This window comes from uncultured Psychrosphaera sp. (genome assembly GCF_947500655.1).
Classification (GTDB): Bacteria; Pseudomonadota; Gammaproteobacteria; order Enterobacterales; family Alteromonadaceae; genus Psychrosphaera.
The window spans coordinates 117,753-134,684 of sequence record NZ_CANMSK010000007.1 but is presented as its reverse complement, the minus strand read 5'-3'; the positions used below and the strand labels follow the sequence as shown (position 1 = coordinate 134,684).

Below are 16,932 nucleotides of genomic sequence, written 5' to 3'. Positions count from 1 at the left end.
GCTATTAACAATTCTTATCGCGTTTACAAGTCACCAAATAAGTCATCGGTAGGATCATCTTCCACTGGTGTTTGCAGCACTTTGATATCGATTTGTTTTTTCATCCACCGATGCTTTCTAGATTTACACAACCTTATTACATAGCGTTTTTGTTCATCACTAAATTGCATCCATTCAAACCTTTCATCACGACTACGAAAACACCCCTGACAAAAGCCATTGGTGCCGTTTAAGCAAATCCCTTTACAGGGACTTGGTATATGAAAGAGTTCGAGTTGTGGCATAAATTAAGTTTAGGTTAATACCTTTATAGTTACAATTTACCGCTTAAAGCCCTAAACCTTACAGCTTATAACCTTCTATATAAAAAAACCTGCAACATGCAGGTTTTTTTAATTAATTAAGGACTTTTATCTTTCGCAGACCTTACCTATTCAACTAAAGCGACAGGTAAGTCAGCTCTGACTTTTTCCCAAACTTTTGCAGAGGCAATACCAAACTTACGAATTAAAATAATCGATTCGTCATGCTTACCTTCTTTAGTCAGTTGCTCAAGTTCTTGGTAATATTCACGCGATAATTCACGCGCTTCTTCATGTGAGAAGTAATATTGTGCAATTTTAGACCACAAGCCTTTAAAGCCATTTAGCACTAAAACAAAAACTACATTACCTGAGCCATCTGCTAATTCATGATTTAAATGATAATCAAAGTCAGCAAATTCTTGTGGATCATTGGAAACCGACAACGCCTGTTGAGTTAACTCAATAACGCGCTCTGGTGAATTTTTTATAGCAGCTCTAATGTAAATAGCACTAAAATTAGTGCGAGCAGATAACATTTGGTCGATTAAATCCCCCACGCCATCAGCATCAAGTTTAGCTAATGTTGGTAAAATATTTAACCCACATGTATCCCAATAATTATTTACTTTGGTTGGCTTGCCATGTTTGATTGTTAACCAACCATCACGCGCTAACCTTTGTAATACTTCTCTTAACGTAGTACGAGTTACACCAATTAATTCTGACAATTCTCGTTCTGCTGGGAGGATTGAGCCTGGAGGAAAACGATTATTCCAAATAGAATCCACAATATATTCTTCAGCAAATCCAGCTGGGCTTTGCGCCTTTATTATTTTCATTAATACTGTTTACCTTATTTCATCTGGACTGATTGTACCAGAAGGTGACCTGAGTACAACAAATGGTTTTCAACCTAATAATTGAAAATAACTCTCATAAAATCATTTTTTTAAGTAGGATTACACTAATATCTTTAGTACATTAGATCAGTGTAAAAATAGGCTTAAGCCTAAAAACAATTAAAAGGAAGGTTTTAAACGTATGCAGCAGAATTCCCTGAGCGCTTTTTATCAAAATTTTTTAGGACACTCTCCTGAATGGTACAAGCTCACTATTATTGCTTGTTTGGTTATCAATCCAATCTTATTTAATATCGACCCGTATATTGCGGGATGGGCATTAGTATTAGAGTTTATTTTCACTCTAGCAATGGCATTAAAGTGCTATCCACTTTTACCTGGTGGCTTACTTGCTTTTGAAGCTATTGCTGTTGGGATGACAACCCCTGGGCATGTTGAGCATGAAATATCACAAAATTTAAGTGTCATTTTGTTATTAGTGTTCATGGTTGCCGGTATTTATTTTATGAAAGACTTACTTATGTATTCTTTCACTAAATTATTGATAAAAGTTAAATCTAAAATTGCCTTATCCGTTGCATTCGCTGCTGCCTCTGCTTTCTTATCTGCGTTCTTAGATGCATTAACAGTGGTTGCCGTTATCATTACAGTAACAACTGGTTTTTATACCATTTATCATAAAGTTGCCTCAGGTAAACATAATCATGTTACTGATCACGATCATACAGATGATGAACACTTAGATGTACCAACACGTTCAGACTTAGAAGAGTTTAGAGCTTTCATGCGTAATATTATGATGCATGCTGGTGTAGGTACTGCATTAGGTGGTGTATGTACTCTAGTGGGTGAGCCACAAAACCTTGTTATTGCAGAACGTGCAGGTTGGAGTTTTGTTGAGTTTGCATTACGTATGTCACCAATTACTATCCCAGTATTAGTATTTGGTTTATTAACCACTGTTTTATTAGAGAAATTTAAGATATTTAACTATGGTGCTAAATTACCAGATTCAGTACGTAAAATATTAGTTGATTACGATACTGAAAATGATGGCCGCCGTACAAAACGTGACAAAATTATCTTATGGGCACAAGGCGTAATTGCTATTTGGTTAATTATAGGATTAGCACTGCATTTAGCGGCTGTTGGCCTAATTGGTTTATCCGTTATTATCTTAGCAACCTCAATAGCCGGTATCACCGATGAACATTCTATAGGTAAAGCATTTGAAGAAGCCTTACCGTTTACCGCTTTATTGTGTGTATTCTTTGCCGTTGTTGCTGTAATAATAGACCAAGGTTTATTTGCTCCGGTTATTCAATGGGTATTAACCTTTGAAGGTAAGATGCAACTTGTTATGTTCTTTATTGCCAATGGCCTGCTCTCTATGGTTAGTGACAATGTGTTTGTAGGAACAGTTTATATCAATGAAGTAGCTGCAGCATTACAACGTGGCATTATTACACGTGATGAGTTTGACCTTTTAGCTGTAGCAATTAATACAGGTACTAATTTACCAAGTGTTGCAACGCCAAATGGGCAAGCAGCATTCCTATTCTTATTAACATCTGCATTAGCACCGTTAATTAGATTGTCATACGGTAAAATGGTTTATATGGCACTGCCATATACCATTGTATTATCTGTTGTTGGTTTGTTAGCAACTTACTACGGGTTAGAAGATTTAACTCAGTTCTTGTATGACCATCACCTAATTGAGCATCATGCGACAATTGGTCAATCTAATATAACTGGACACTAATATAGTGTTTAGTTTACCTGCAATATCAACTTGGCCAGCATTACGTTGGCCTTGGTTTTTAATCGCTGCAATCGCCTTGGTATTAGAATCTATCGCCTTGTACTTTCAATACGGTATGGGTTTAGAACCTTGTATTATGTGCATCTACCAAAGAGTTGCTGTATTTGGCATAGCATTAAGTGCTTTACCTGCTCTAGTGAACCCACACAATCTAATAGTTCGGTTAATAAGTATTAGTGGCTTGTTAGTATCTTGTATTTGGGGATTATTGATAGCGTTAGAACACGTTGCAATGCAAAACCCTGACAACTTCATGCTAGCGTTAAGCTGTGATATATATCCTAACTTTCCAGAGTGGCTACAACTTCACACATTAATCCCAAGCCTTTTTGAAGCAAGAGGAACTTGTGGAGATATAGACTGGTCATTGTTTGGTTTTAGCATGCCTCAAATTATGGTGTTTATATTCAGTTGTTTTGCCGTATGTTTAACATCGGTATTAGCCATACGTTTATTTAATAAAAAAACATTTTAAGTATTATTTATCTGAATATCGTATTTATAAGTGCGATATTCATTTATTAATATCCCTCAGAAATTTGTCATCTGACCTTATATTCATCTCCGCCTCTTTTGCTAGAAATTACAAATAAAAGCATTATTAATCACACCTTACGTGGCAACAGTTGCCATCTTTAATGGCAAAAACTAGCAACAAAATCGGCAACAAATTGCCGCTTTTGTTTTAATAAGACCCACATACATAAATATTTTTCATTCTATTTTTACTATCAATTTGTGCAGCAAACGCCTTAGATTTATAACTTGAACGTCAATTTTTAACCTCTTTACCATTTAGTAATAAATACTAGTAAGTCTGGTCTTAAACTTGCTTTCGATTAAGTTCCTAAATAAGAAAAAAGGTTATTTATCAAGATGTTTAACAAAATATTAAAAAGAACAAAAAAAACAATTTTGTTATCGACTGCAAGTGTATTTACATTATTAGCTGCATTTAATGTATATCAGTCAAATTCAAACGAAGTTGCATATATGTTACAAGGTGCCAGCAAGGCAACTATGGTTGAACTAGTAGAACAAGTTGGTGGTGAGGTAATCCATGACTTTTCTGTAATAAGTGCAATCTCCGTTTCATTAACAGAAGAGCAAGCCATTCAATTAAATACAATTAATCCATTGGTTCGTTTATCTACAAAATCTCAAACAATAGAAACAGCTGGTTTTGTTTGGCCTATTCGCACTAAGCGTATTCAATCTGAAGTCGCTGGTTTTGTTTGGCCTATCCGTACTAAGCGTATTCAATCTGAAGTCGCTGGTTTTGTTTGGCCTATCCGCACTAAGCGTATTCAATCTGAAGTCGCTGGTTTTGTTTGGCCGATTCGTACTAAGCGTATTCAATCTGAAGTAGCTGGTTTTGTTTGGCCTATCCGCACTAAGCGTATTCAATCTGAAGTAGCTGGTTTTGTTTGGCCGATTCGTACTAAGCGTATTCAATCTGAAGTCGCTGGTTTTGTTTGGCCTATCCGCACTAAGCGTATTCAATCTGAAGTAGCTGGTTTTGTTTGGCCTATTCGTACTAAGAGTATTGCTTAGCATAATACAACTCCAAAAGCTTCCATGTGATATAGCCTCTAACGTCTCGAGGCTATTTATTTCCCTTACTACATAACTGTTTAACCATAACACTCAGTGACAGCCTATAACCGTTGTGTTATAAAAGCTAAATAGCGTTAACCTATAATAAAAATAAAAAGTGGTTATGTAATGTTGTTATCCATTCCTTGTATTAAGCTCTCAATAAAGTTTTTTCCAACTGTTATATTTGTATTATTATTTTCAAATAGCGCTTTTTCAAGCAGTTTATTGAATGAAGACAATAATACAATTCACTTTAATAATATTAGTGATATAAATGGTCTAGCCCACCCGTCTATAAATTCAATAATACAAGATAAAATGGGGTTTATTTGGTTTGCAACTCAAGATGGCCTTACCCGCTATGATGGAAAAAGCTTTAAAAAATATAGTCATTCACCTGGAATTAAAACATCGTTAAGTAACAATTGGATTTGGGACTTGCTGGTTGATTCAGAAGGAAGATTATGGGCGGCTAGTGCCGGTGGGTTTCACCTTTATCTACCAGAAATAGATGGATTTAAGAACTTTAGTTCGGATGAAAATATTAGTGGTATCGATGGGGCTAGTTACGTTGCTATTACCGAAGCCTCAAATGGCAATCTATTATTTGCCAGCCAATTTTCCGGATATACAGAATACGATATCCACTCAGCAACATTTAAAACATACCTAAATTATAACTCCACTCCAGAAAGTAATAATAACCCAGTATCTGATTTAACATATGATATGACAGGTAATCTATGGATAGCTTCTCCTCAATATGGATTAAAAATTAAGAGGCTGGATAGCAATGCATTTGAAGAAGTTAGCTTAAACACACAGATTTCTATACCAACCAACAAATTAAGAACTCTATTAGTTGATGATCGTAATTTAGTATGGATTGGCTCTGAAGATTCTGGTGTTTTTGTCCTAAACCAAGCATTAGAAGTCGTACAACACTTTCAGTTTGCCCTTAATAACAATACTAGCTTATGTGCTAATTATGTTAATGATATTATGCAAGATCATAACGGTGATATGTGGTTTGCCACTGAAAATGGTTTATGTAAATTAAACCCTGACGGTAAAACCTTTACCAGAACCTTATATCAACCTTCGCGACCTACTAGTCTTATTAGCAATAGAACCTCAAAACTACTGCAAGATGATGGTGGTGTTATTTGGATTGGTACACAATCGGGAATAAGCCGTTGGAATGCATCATTAAACTACTTTCCACATATTAATAAGCACGGCAAATATAAAAAACTATCTAGTAATTCAATTATGGCATTTGCCACTGACAGCCAAGAGAACTTATATCTAGGCACTTGGAATGGTGGTGTCAGTATAATATCCAATCAAAGCAACAAAGTTACTAATCTTAGAGCTAATCCCCAAGCTGAGAGTGCATTACAAGAAGATAATGTAATGAGCCTATTAGTTGATGACAATGATGATTTGTGGATAGGAACATTGCGCAGTGGATTACACTATAAGAAAAAAAATGCATCTGAATTTACTATTTATACACACGATAAAAATGACTCAAACTCGATCAGTGACAATGCTATTAGTAAAATTTTAAACCTTTCAAACGGTACGTTAGCAATAGGTACTTATGGTGGAGGCTTGAACCTATTTGATAAAAGCACGAATATCTTCTCATTTATCAGTTTACCATCCTCAGTAAAACATTCACCAAATAGCCTCTACATTGTTGATTTAGTAGAAGATGGAAAAGGGAATATCTGGATTGCAACAAGAGATGGCGGATTACTAAAATATAATCTTAATAGTAAGAAGATCACACAGTTTTTATCCGATGACAATCAAGATAATCAACTCCTCAGTGACGATCTATTCGGTGTATTAAACACGGAAAAATATATATGGGTTGCCACAAAAGATACCGGTATTGCTCGATTAGACAAAAAACAGCTAGAGAAAGGTAAAACTGTATTCCAACATATTGGAACTCAACACGGCTTAGCTAGTAATTTCACATACGGCCTGCTAGAAGAAGATAGTGACAATAGCTTTATTTGGGTTAGTCATGCAAAAGGTATATCACGTATTGATGCTAATACTCTTGATGTAGTTAACTTTAACACTACGCACGGATTACAAGGGTCTGACTTTAACAGTAGCGCTTTTTACAAAGACAAAGATGGAAGTATGTATTTTGGAGGAGCTAATGGTTTTAACGTTTTCAACCCTAAAAATGTTCCAATAAATCATTATAAACCAGTATTAAGGCTAACTAAATATAGTCAATCAAATATAGTACAGCCTATCCACCAGCAGTTTAGAGAAGATGGTGTTTTAGAGCTTAACTATAAACAAACCATAGTCGACTTTGAGTTCGCAGCTCTAGATTATACTAAGCCAGAAAATAATAAATACCAATACAAAATGGAAGGTTTGAGCGATGCTTGGGTGAGTTTAGGCACCAATAACAAAGTATCTTTTTCTTACCTCGACGACGGATATTACACCTTAAAAGTCCGCGGTAGTAACAATGATAATATCTGGAGTGATGAAATAGTTATTCCTATTGAAGTTCAACCTCCAATCTGGCGCACCTGGTATGCATATTTAGTATACTTTTTAATATTATCAACACTTGTATATTTTTTAATTCAACAACAAAAATGTAGAATTAAACGTCAAGTGGAATATGCTAAAAAATTACATAAATTAGCTTATTATGACTCACTAACGGGTTTACCAAATCGACAGTTTTTCTATGAAAGTTTGGATAAGCTTATTTCTAAAGCCAAACTAGAGAAAAGCCAAGCTGCAGTTATATTTATCAACCTAGATAGGTTCAAACGTATAAATGATACTTTAGGTCCCGAACATGGTGACTTTGTATTACAAAAGGTTGCAGAGCGTCTCAATAGTTATATTCAGCAAACTGATACTGACGAATTGGCCGAACAGGCGAAATCAAATAACAAAGTCGCCAGACTTGGCGGTGATGAGTTTACTTTATTTTTTAGCCAAATAAACTCTCCTAAAGCAATCACGAATACCACTGTGAGTATCATTGATATAATTTCTAAACCTATCAAGATAGAAAATTATGAAGTTATGGTCACACCTAGCATCGGTATCGCAATCTATCCAGAGCATGGCACTTCAGTTAACGAATTAATGAAACATGCTGATATTGCTATGTATAAAGCTAAAGATCTTGGAAGACGCACTTATTCATTTTATGAAAAATCATTAAATGACAAAGGTTCAGAGTACTTAAAACTAGAAGAGTACTTAAGAACTGGCATTGAAAAACAAGAGTTTGAATTATACTTCCAACCTCAAGTTGATCTAATAAATAATTGTGTGGATAAAGTAGAAGCTTTAGTTAGATGGCAACACCCAGAATTAGGCATAGTACCACCAATAAAATTTATACCTTTAGCTGAAGAATCAGGGTTGATTATTGAGCTTGGTGAATGGATATTACGGGAATCTTGTTTCCAAGCTAAACGTTGGTTAGACGCAGGTGTGGCTTGTTGTATTTCAGTTAATGTATCTATCGTTCAGTTTAAACAATCTGCTTTAATAGAAAAAGTTAAACGCGCGCTTATCGACTCACAATTACCACCTGAGTTATTAGAATTAGAACTGACAGAAACCGCCATTATGTCAGATGTTGAAGACAATATAATTCGCCTGCAGCAATTAAAAGATATGGGTGTCACGATTGCAGTTGATGATTTTGGTACAGGTTATTCATCTTTAAGTTACTTAAAAAAATTCCCTATTAATACGTTAAAAATAGACCGTTCATTTATCATTGACCTTGCTAAAAATGAAAACGATCAAGCAATTGTTAAAGCAATCATAGGACTTGCTGAATCTATGAACATAAACGTTATCGCAGAAGGTGTAGAGACTGTCGAGCAGTTAAAAGTATTACATGAATATAATTGCGGATTAATACAAGGCTATTATTTTAGCAAACCACTTACAAGTGATGACCTTTTCGAGTATATAAGACACGGATTTAATCAACATAAACCATTTTGGCAAAAGGTCCTAAACGATAATAAATAAGTTTTCAATCGTGAGTTACTTTAATACTAATTACAAAATAAAAAATGGCGAGTATATTACTCGCCATTTTTATTTTATGAAGAAAAAGCATTAAGCTCTCAGCGCCCCAGGTTACTCTTCAAAGTGAGTACCCCAGCCTTCGTATACAAGTTTATTCTTATCCGCAAATTCGACCATAAGAACAACCTCTTCACCGATGATCTCTTCATCTAATGGACATTCAGTTTCAACATCAAAGCAAAACACAATTTGTCCGTCTTCTTCTTCCATTTGTTCTAGTTCAGAAATATCCCAACCATTTAAAAAACCTTGCTGCATAGCTAAGTCTGCTTCTTCGGCACTAGATGAAACAAAATGGTGCTCAATTAAATACATGGCTTCTTCATTAGAATCATCTTCCAACAATTGTTCAACAATGTCGTTAGTAAATTCTTGCCAATCTGTTGATGTAATACTCATTATTTTTCCTACGTAAACCTTGTATTATTTATTCGTGAAACCATTAACTTCGGCTAATTCTTTATCTAATTCTGCTAGTTTATTTTTCATTAGCTCATGAGCCGCATCGGCAACTTCTCGAACTGCCGCTTTGTCATCACTATCAACCGTCATTTCAGGCAAATATTCAATGATATATTTTCCGTTATTCCAACGGTTAAGTTTAACTTGATTATGCGTGGTACTGATCACAACAGGAACAAGTGGAACTCCTGCCATATTCGCCGTATAAAAAGCACCTAACTTGAACTTTAATAAACCGCGACCATTTGAACGAGTACCTTCAGGAAATAACCAAACAGATATTTTTTTCTGTTTGATTTTTTCAGCTGCCTGACCAATAGTGCCATGAGCTTTAGTACGATTACCTCTATCAATCAATATATTGCCCGATAACCAATACACTTGACCAAAAAACGGCGCCCATTTAAGGCTTTTTTTACCCATGCTTACTGTATTTCGACGTACTGCATTTGAAACCGTAAATATATCGTAAGTATTTTGGTGATTACCTATATAAACAACTGGGTGATCTTTAACGTTTTCAAGACCTCTAACTTCATAGCTCAGTCCTAAAAAACGGCAAAACCAACCATATGTATTAGCGACAACCTTTACATTATTACGACGAAATGGTCGAATAATTAAATACGTTAATAAATATACAGTGGACAATACAAAAAATATTGCCATTAAAAGTAATCTAATTATTCCTAACACAAATCAAGCTCCCATAAATTTAAGGACGCATTGTAGCAAACTGATACTACAGCGGTAATGTTTATTAAGCATTTAAATACGATTGGTATAATGCTTAATAAAATTCTAAGTAATAAAAAAGCCCTTATCAAATATAAGAGCTTTAAATAATATTAATAAAAATTCATAACTAAGTTATTCATCTAAGGGTGAATTAGGTTCGCTAATCACTTCTGTTGACTCAGAGCTTGACTTTTTAAACTCTATTTCAACTAAATCAACACGCTGTAAGCCTCTAGGTAATTTGCTACCTCGGCGTCCACGTTCACCTTGATAATGTTCTAAATCTTTCTTGGTTAGTGTTAACTTACGTTTACCTGCATGTAAAATAACACCTGCACTTTCTGGCACAATCATGATCTGTTTAACATACTCTTCACGACTTGCCGCTAATGCAGATGGAACACTAATAATTTTATTCCCTTTACCTTTGGCTAACATAGGTAAGTCTTTTAATGGGAAAACCAACATCCGTCCCTCAGTGGAAATAGCTAAACACAAGTCAGTATCTATATTTGACACTGGTTGAGGTAAAGATAGCTTAGCTCCAGTAGGCAATCTCACCAATGCTTTACCTGCTTTTTGACGAGTTAACATATCAGAGAAAGTACAAATAAAACCATAACCAGCATCAGAGGCAATCAGGTATTTTTGATCTTCTTTGGCCATAATAGTATGTTCTATGGTTTCACCAGCAACAATACTAAAGCGACCACTTAATGGCTCACCTTGGCTTCTAGCCGAAGGTAATGAGTGCGCATCTGTACTAAAGCTTCGGCCTGAAGTGTCAATAAACACAACTGGTTGATTACTCTTCCCTTTAGCGGAAGATTTATATCCGTCCCCCGATCTATAACTTAAGTTGTCAACATCAACATCATGACCTTTAGCACAACGAGCCCAACCATTATCAGAGACCACAACGGTTACTGACTCACTTGGCACTAAGTCTTTTGCTGAAATTGCTTTTGCTTCGTTTCTAACAACTAATGGCGAACGTCTATCATCGCCATATTTTTCTGCATCGGCTGTAATTTCTTTTTTCAACAAATTATTCATTTTGACACGAGAGCCTAACAATGACTCTAAGTACTGACGTTCTTTTTCTAATTCGTCTTGCTCGCCACGAATTTTCATTTCTTCTAATTTAGCTAATTGGCGTAATTTTAATTCTAAAATTGCTTCAGCTTGAATTTCAGAAATACCAAATCGTTCCATTAATACTGGCTTTGGTTTGTCATTCGCGCGAATTATCTCAATCACTTCATCTATATTTAAGAATGCGGCCAATAGCCCTTCTAAAATATGTAAGCGTGATAACACTTTTTCTAAGCGGAAATTCAAACGACGAGTAACAACATCACGACGATATTCCAACCACTCAGTTAAGATAGTTTTTAGCCCTTTTACTTTAGGCAATCCATCTAGACCAAGCATGTTTAAATTGACACGATAGTTTTTCTCTAAATCAGTAGATGCAAATAAATGCTGCATTACAGGTGCAATATCAACACGGTTAGAACGCGGGATAATAACAATACGAGTTGGATTTTCGTGATCAGACTCATCACGTAAATCCGTAACCATAGGTAACTTTTTCGCTGTCATTTGAGCAGCAATTTGCTCTAATACTTTACCGCCAGAAACCTGATGAGGTAAGGCTGTAATAACAATATCACCATTTTCTTCAATATAAGTGGCGCGCATTTTAATGCTGCCCTTACCAGTTTCATAAATTTTGGCGATATCAGCAGACGGCGTAATAATTTCCGCTTCCGTTGGATAATCTGGGCCTTTTACGTAAACCATTAAATCATCTAACGACGCATTAGGATCTTTTAATAGGTGAATACAAGCTTCTGCAACTTCACGAGTATTATGTGGCGGCACATCTGTGGCCATACCAACCGCTATACCGGTTATGCCATTTAATAAAATATGAGGAAGACGAGCTGGTAATATTTTAGGCTCATCCATAGTACCGTCAAAGTTAGGAACCCAATCGCTGGTGCCCTGATTAATTTCTGACAGTAACAGTTCACTGAACTTTGATAACCTAGCTTCGGTATAACGCATGGCAGCGAACGACTTAGGATCATCCGCAGCCCCCCAGTTACCTTGACCATCAACTAAAGGATAACGGTATGAGAAAGGCTGAGCCATTAGCACCATAGCTTCGTAACAAGCACTATCACCATGTGGATGATACTTACCTAATACGTCACCAACAGTACGTGCTGATTTTTTATATTTAGCATTTGCAGATAAACCTAACTCTGACATTGCATAAATAATTCGGCGTTGAACAGGTTTTAATCCGTCACCTATATGAGGTAGCGCTCTGTCCATAATGACGTACATCGAGTAATTTAAATATGCATCCTCGGTGAACTTCCTTAATGGCAGCTGTTCTATTCCGTCACTACTTATTGTGGTAGTTGCCTCTGTCATTACCTAAACCTTTTCTTTCTTAAATTATTATTTACCAAAATCCATTGCTTGAGTGATATTACCACCTTTGGTTTTTGCCTTATCTAACGCGTCTTTAACATCATCTTTTATTGTATCTATATTTTTATCACCATAACAATAACTTACACCGAATGATGCCGACAAATTAATACCTAAATTGTCTATATAAAACTTATCGCTATTTAACTCTTTTCGTAACACTTCTGCCAGTGCAAATGCTTGTTTTAAACTAAAATCTTTCGCTATGACCATAAATTTGTCACCGGACAACCTAATTAAAAACTTATTACTGCCTAAACGGGAGTCTAATCGCTCAACCACTAAAGCCAATAATTTATCGCCCAACTCAAAGCCTAACTTGTCATTAACCTTACGCATGTTGTCTATATCAAACATTATTAGACTAAAAGGCGTATTATTTTGCATCAGCAATTTAACATGTTTAATAAAGTAATTATGATTATTGGCACCGCTTACAGGGTCTAAAAATATTCGTTTTGATTTTTTTGGCCTAAACACTCTAACGATAAGATAAACGATGGCAAGCAAGAGAATAACACTAACGGCTAATAATACCCTGTTGTTATACAAAGAATCTATAAAGCCTTCTTTTGGTTGCTTTAACTTATCATTTTGTTTCTTATATTCAAGTAGTTGTTGTTGAACTTCAGCCAGTTCATTTTTAGCTTGGGCAACGTCATACTTATAATTAGCCATAAGAAAATCTAATTTAATAGTAGAACTGGTTTCTTGTTGCGCTAATTTGCTATCAAGAGACTTTTTGAACAACTGGATACCCGCTTGTTTCTTTCCATTTAATACTAACCAGTTAGACTTAAGCTCTAATAACTTAATATCTAGTTCTCGTTTAGCATTTTCGTCAAGAACATCACTCATATCTAGATTTTCTAAAATTCTTAACGCTTTTTTATATTGAGAGGTACCAGCTAACACTTGAGCTTTAGCTAATTCATAGTCGCGCTTATCTTTCACTGTGGTAAGAAAACGTTCTAAGCTTTTTGCAGCTTTCAATAATGGTTTAGCACTAGAAAACTTATTTTGTACAGCATATACATCAATTAAATGGATAATGGCAACGAGTTGTTGTTCTTGATTTCTAGACTTAACGGCTAACTTATATGCTCTTTCTAATTCTTGTTCAGCGTTTACATATTGCTTAGCTGTTTTGAAATTTTCACTTAAGCGTAATCGTAAACTGGCTTCCACACTGTAGTATTTTTTATCCGCGACTCGGTCAACAACATTAATAAGTGTTCTCGTTGAATTTAAATGTTGACCTGTATCTTGCTGTTGTTTCGCTAACAAAATAGAGGCTTCAATTAACAGACCTAAATCCTCTTCTTTAGCTAAAAGAGATTTGGCATTTTGCTGCCAATAAAGGGTTTTGTCTATATCTGACAAAGTGACATAAATTTCTGATAGTTGTAATGCGGTAAGTATTGATTGACGATTTAAATCATTACTCATTGACAATTTATTAGCCTGGGTTAAATAACGAACGGCATTAAAAAAGTCATTCTTTTTGCTTAGTATTTGCGCTTTCTTCTCGAGTAGCGTGATTTGGTTAACCGTTTTTAAATCTGATAATGGTAAAGACTCTAGCTCAGCTAACGCGGTATCAAACTCTAATAACGCAAGGTTTATCTCTGATAATGCAAGGGTAAATTTAAACTTTTGCTCAGGCGTTATATTAAGATCTGGAGTGGGGTTAAGCTCGTTAGTAACATCAAGTTCAGGTATAACATCGAACTTTGGAATAACAGCAATATCTGGAATAGTATTTAGCTCTGGACTGCCATTAACATTTATATTTAAATCAAAACCGTCATTTTTATTTAGAGTATCACCACCTGCAAGATCTTGATTTATTTTAAAACTCTTATTTTCACTCAGATCGTTAGTATTTTTATCACTTGGGCTAGGCAAATGATTTATTTGGAATTGTTTAAATGCCTTAAGTACCTCTTCAGGTTCAGTAGCTAAAAACTCATCTTTGTAAGCGAACAATTCATCAAGTGTTGCAAAGCGAGGAATTATTCCGATTTCATTTACGTCCCCTATAACCTGCTCTTGTTTTTGAGCACTTAATGAGGTGACTTTCACTTTCTTTTTTTCAGCCGAATGGCTATCACATGTCACTGCAAAAGCAGACAAACAAATAGCTACAATTGATAACGTTCGTAAATTAAGCATTAAATAAATACCGAGGTAAAAACCAAGTCCAATAAAAACCAAAGACCAGATCAGTCTAACATAGGAATTATTCTGCAAGTAACTGCTATTTTATCACTCATGAAAATCTTCACTGTTCAAATCAAGCTGGACCCAATAAAGATAAAGTTGACGGCGGTTTATCTTTTTTCGTTTTGAGGATCCATTTGAATAAGTTGTATTTTTTTTGCTCTAGTGAGTTTTTTAATCGCCATCTCTCGCTTAGTCGCTGTACTTCTATCTGGTGAATCCTCACTGTAAACCATTTCTACAGGGATACGAACTCGTGTGTATTTAGCTGCGATACCTTTATTATGTTCAGCTAAGCGTCTTGCTTTATCTGTTGTGATCCCTGTATATAGAGAGTCATCAGCACAACGTAATACATAAACAAACCAACTCATTTAATTCAACCTATTTAGTTCAAGGTATTTAAAGTTCGTTAACATAACGCTCACCTCGTATTTACATCTACCAGTATCAGGAGCAACACTTTAATCGAATGATTATAATTGTCCCAGTTATTTTAATCTCAGCTCCTTTTAGCTGAACTATAGGGATTGCCCTATTTTTATTCAATTTAGTACTAAATCAACCATTGAAACATTGCCTTTATCGCTTTATTACTGTACCTTTCATCGCCTTTTGGCCTCCCGTCAAATTAATTACAATAGTGAGAATATATGCTTTTTTCTGAATTAGGTCTAAACCCAAAAATCTTAACAGCTGTTAGTGAAAAGGGTTACGACACACCAACACCTATTCAGCAACAAGCAATTCCTGCAGTATTAAGTGGCAAAGACGTTATGGCCGCCGCTCAAACCGGTACAGGCAAAACCGCTGGTTTCACATTACCGCTATTGCATTTATTATCTCAAGGTGAAAAAGCAAAACCGAATCACGTTAGAGCATTAGTATTAACACCAACACGCGAATTAGCCGCTCAGGTTGCAGAAAGTGTTGAAATGTACGGTAAAGACTTACCTTTACGTTCCCATGTTGTTTTCGGTGGCGTTAAAATTAATCCTCAACTTATGGCGCTAAGAAAAGGCGTTGATATTTTGGTAGCAACACCTGGTCGCTTAATTGATTTATTTAATCAAAACGCAATTAAATTTAATGACTTAGAAGTATTAATATTAGATGAAGCTGACCGTATGTTAGATATGGGCTTTATTCATGACATTAAACGTATTTTAAAAGTACTACCGAAAAAACGTCAAAACCTTATGTTCTCGGCAACTTTCTCTGATGATATTCGTGACTTGGCAAAAGGTCTAATTAACGATCCTGTTGAAATTTCAGTAACACCAAGAAACGAAACCGCTAAAACGGTAGAACAGTGGATAATCCCAGTTGATCAAAGTAAAAAATCTAAATTATTAGTCAAACTTATTAAACAAAACGATTGGCAGCAAGTGTTAGTATTCTCAAGAACCAAACATGGTGCGAACCGTTTAACTAAAGTACTAGAAAGCAAAAACATCAGTGCAGCTGCAATCCATGGTAACAAGAGCCAAGGAGCAAGAACTAAAGCATTAGCTGGATTTAAAGATAAATCAGTTAGAGTATTAGTTGCAACAGACATCGCGGCTCGTGGTATCGATATTGACCAACTTCCACAAGTTGTAAATTTTGACTTGCCTCAAGTTGCTGAAGATTACGTTCACCGTATTGGACGTACAGGCCGAGCTGGCGCAAACGGTAAAGCGGTTTCTTTAGTCTCTATTGATGAAAGTAAAAACCTGAATGATATTGAGCAATTAATTCAACAACATATTAAACGTGTTGCTGATGACGAATTTGCACCAAGTGTTCCTTTACCAGCGTCTAGAGAAATTAGAGCGCCTAAAAAGAAAAGTCCAAGAAGACAATCATCGAGCAGTTCACAGTCTGACTCTCCAAGTCGTTCGTCAAAGCCCCGCTCTGACAATCGCTCAGGTGGTCGTTCTGGTTCAAGTGACAATTCTCGCTCATCAAAGCCAAGTAATGGCAGAAGAACTAGTAACAGTAATTCGACAGGTGGTGGCAACAGCAACGGTTCTAACTTTTCAGGCAATCGCAGAAACTCAGCAGCTAGAACTAATAACGACTAAATCGTCTTATTAATTAGCCTTTGCTAAACATCATTAAAGCCCTTTAATCTAAATTAGATTAAAGGGCTTTTTTGTTTTTATTTCCATCAATCCCCTGACGTTAAACAAACTCTAACATCCCTTTTACACAGAGCTATTAGACTATTCTCTCCTGAAGTTTTCACATTTTATTATGAGAGCTTGCGGCCATATTTTACTGTTGTATTAAAACTCTCTTGTTTTACATCAATGCAAAT

Annotated in this window: 12 protein-coding genes; 5 read left to right on the top strand and 7 right to left on the bottom strand. The window is 35.6% G+C overall.

What is annotated here, in order from left to right:
- Positions 1-23: 23 nt before the first annotated feature.
- Together Q0940_RS08250 and fadR are read right to left on the bottom strand one after the other, a co-directional pair.
- On the bottom strand, positions 24-284 hold the full coding sequence (locus tag Q0940_RS08250; protein WP_299266866.1) for a DUF1289 domain-containing protein: 261 nt from the start codon (positions 282-284) through the stop codon (positions 24-26).
- Between the two features lie 146 nt (positions 285-430).
- The gene (fadR, locus tag Q0940_RS08245) at positions 431-1,144 is read right to left on the bottom strand and encodes a fatty acid metabolism transcriptional regulator FadR (protein ID WP_299266864.1); all 714 of its coding nucleotides are present in this window, start codon (positions 1,142-1,144) and stop codon (positions 431-433) included.
- A 202-nt stretch (positions 1,145-1,346) separates the two neighbouring features.
- On the opposite strand from fadR, the gene nhaB reads away from it, so the two are divergent.
- The 4 genes from nhaB (at position 1,347) to Q0940_RS08225 (ending at position 8,639) form a co-directional block, all read left to right on the top strand.
- Positions 1,347-2,930, top strand: a complete 1,584-nt coding sequence (gene nhaB, locus Q0940_RS08240; protein WP_299266861.1) for a sodium/proton antiporter NhaB — start codon at positions 1,347-1,349, stop codon at positions 2,928-2,930.
- Positions 2,931-2,934: 4 nt separating this feature from the next.
- The gene (gene dsbB, locus Q0940_RS08235) at positions 2,935-3,465 is read left to right on the top strand and encodes a disulfide bond formation protein DsbB (RefSeq protein WP_299266857.1); all 531 of its coding nucleotides are present in this window, start codon (positions 2,935-2,937) and stop codon (positions 3,463-3,465) included.
- 401 nt (positions 3,466-3,866) lie between these two features.
- Positions 3,867-4,544, top strand: a complete 678-nt coding sequence (locus Q0940_RS08230) for a hypothetical protein (protein ID WP_299266855.1) — start codon at positions 3,867-3,869, stop codon at positions 4,542-4,544.
- Positions 4,545-4,814: 270 nt separating this feature from the next.
- Entirely contained in the window at positions 4,815-8,639 is a 3,825-nt protein-coding gene (locus Q0940_RS08225) for an EAL domain-containing protein (protein WP_299266852.1), read from the top strand.
- 111 nt (positions 8,640-8,750) lie between these two features.
- Here Q0940_RS08225 and rraB read toward each other — a convergent pair whose 3' ends face one another.
- The 5 genes from rraB to Q0940_RS08200 all read right to left on the bottom strand — a co-directional run bounded on the left by rraB (position 8,751) and on the right by Q0940_RS08200 (position 15,004).
- Positions 8,751-9,098, bottom strand: coding sequence for a ribonuclease E inhibitor RraB (gene rraB / locus Q0940_RS08220; protein ID WP_299266850.1), 348 nt, complete (start codon positions 9,096-9,098; stop codon positions 8,751-8,753).
- Positions 9,099-9,122: 24 nt separating this feature from the next.
- On the bottom strand, positions 9,123-9,857 hold the full coding sequence (locus Q0940_RS08215) for a 1-acylglycerol-3-phosphate O-acyltransferase (protein WP_299266843.1): 735 nt from the start codon (positions 9,855-9,857) through the stop codon (positions 9,123-9,125).
- 174 nt (positions 9,858-10,031) lie between these two features.
- A complete protein-coding gene (parC, locus tag Q0940_RS08210) occupies positions 10,032-12,347 on the bottom strand; it encodes a DNA topoisomerase IV subunit A (RefSeq protein ID WP_299266841.1) in 2,316 nt (771 codons plus the stop codon).
- Between the two features lie 27 nt (positions 12,348-12,374).
- Positions 12,375-14,582, bottom strand: a complete 2,208-nt coding sequence (locus tag Q0940_RS08205; protein WP_299266839.1) for a diguanylate cyclase — start codon at positions 14,580-14,582, stop codon at positions 12,375-12,377.
- Between the two features lie 158 nt (positions 14,583-14,740).
- Positions 14,741-15,004, bottom strand: a complete 264-nt coding sequence (locus Q0940_RS08200) for a GIY-YIG nuclease family protein (RefSeq protein ID WP_299266836.1) — start codon at positions 15,002-15,004, stop codon at positions 14,741-14,743.
- 279 nt (positions 15,005-15,283) lie between these two features.
- On the opposite strand from Q0940_RS08200, the gene Q0940_RS08195 reads away from it, so the two are divergent.
- Positions 15,284-16,696: a DEAD/DEAH box helicase gene (locus Q0940_RS08195; RefSeq protein ID WP_299266835.1), complete on the top strand. Its 1,413-nt coding sequence runs from the start codon at positions 15,284-15,286 to the stop codon at positions 16,694-16,696.
- The last annotated feature ends 236 nt before the right edge of the window (positions 16,697-16,932 follow it).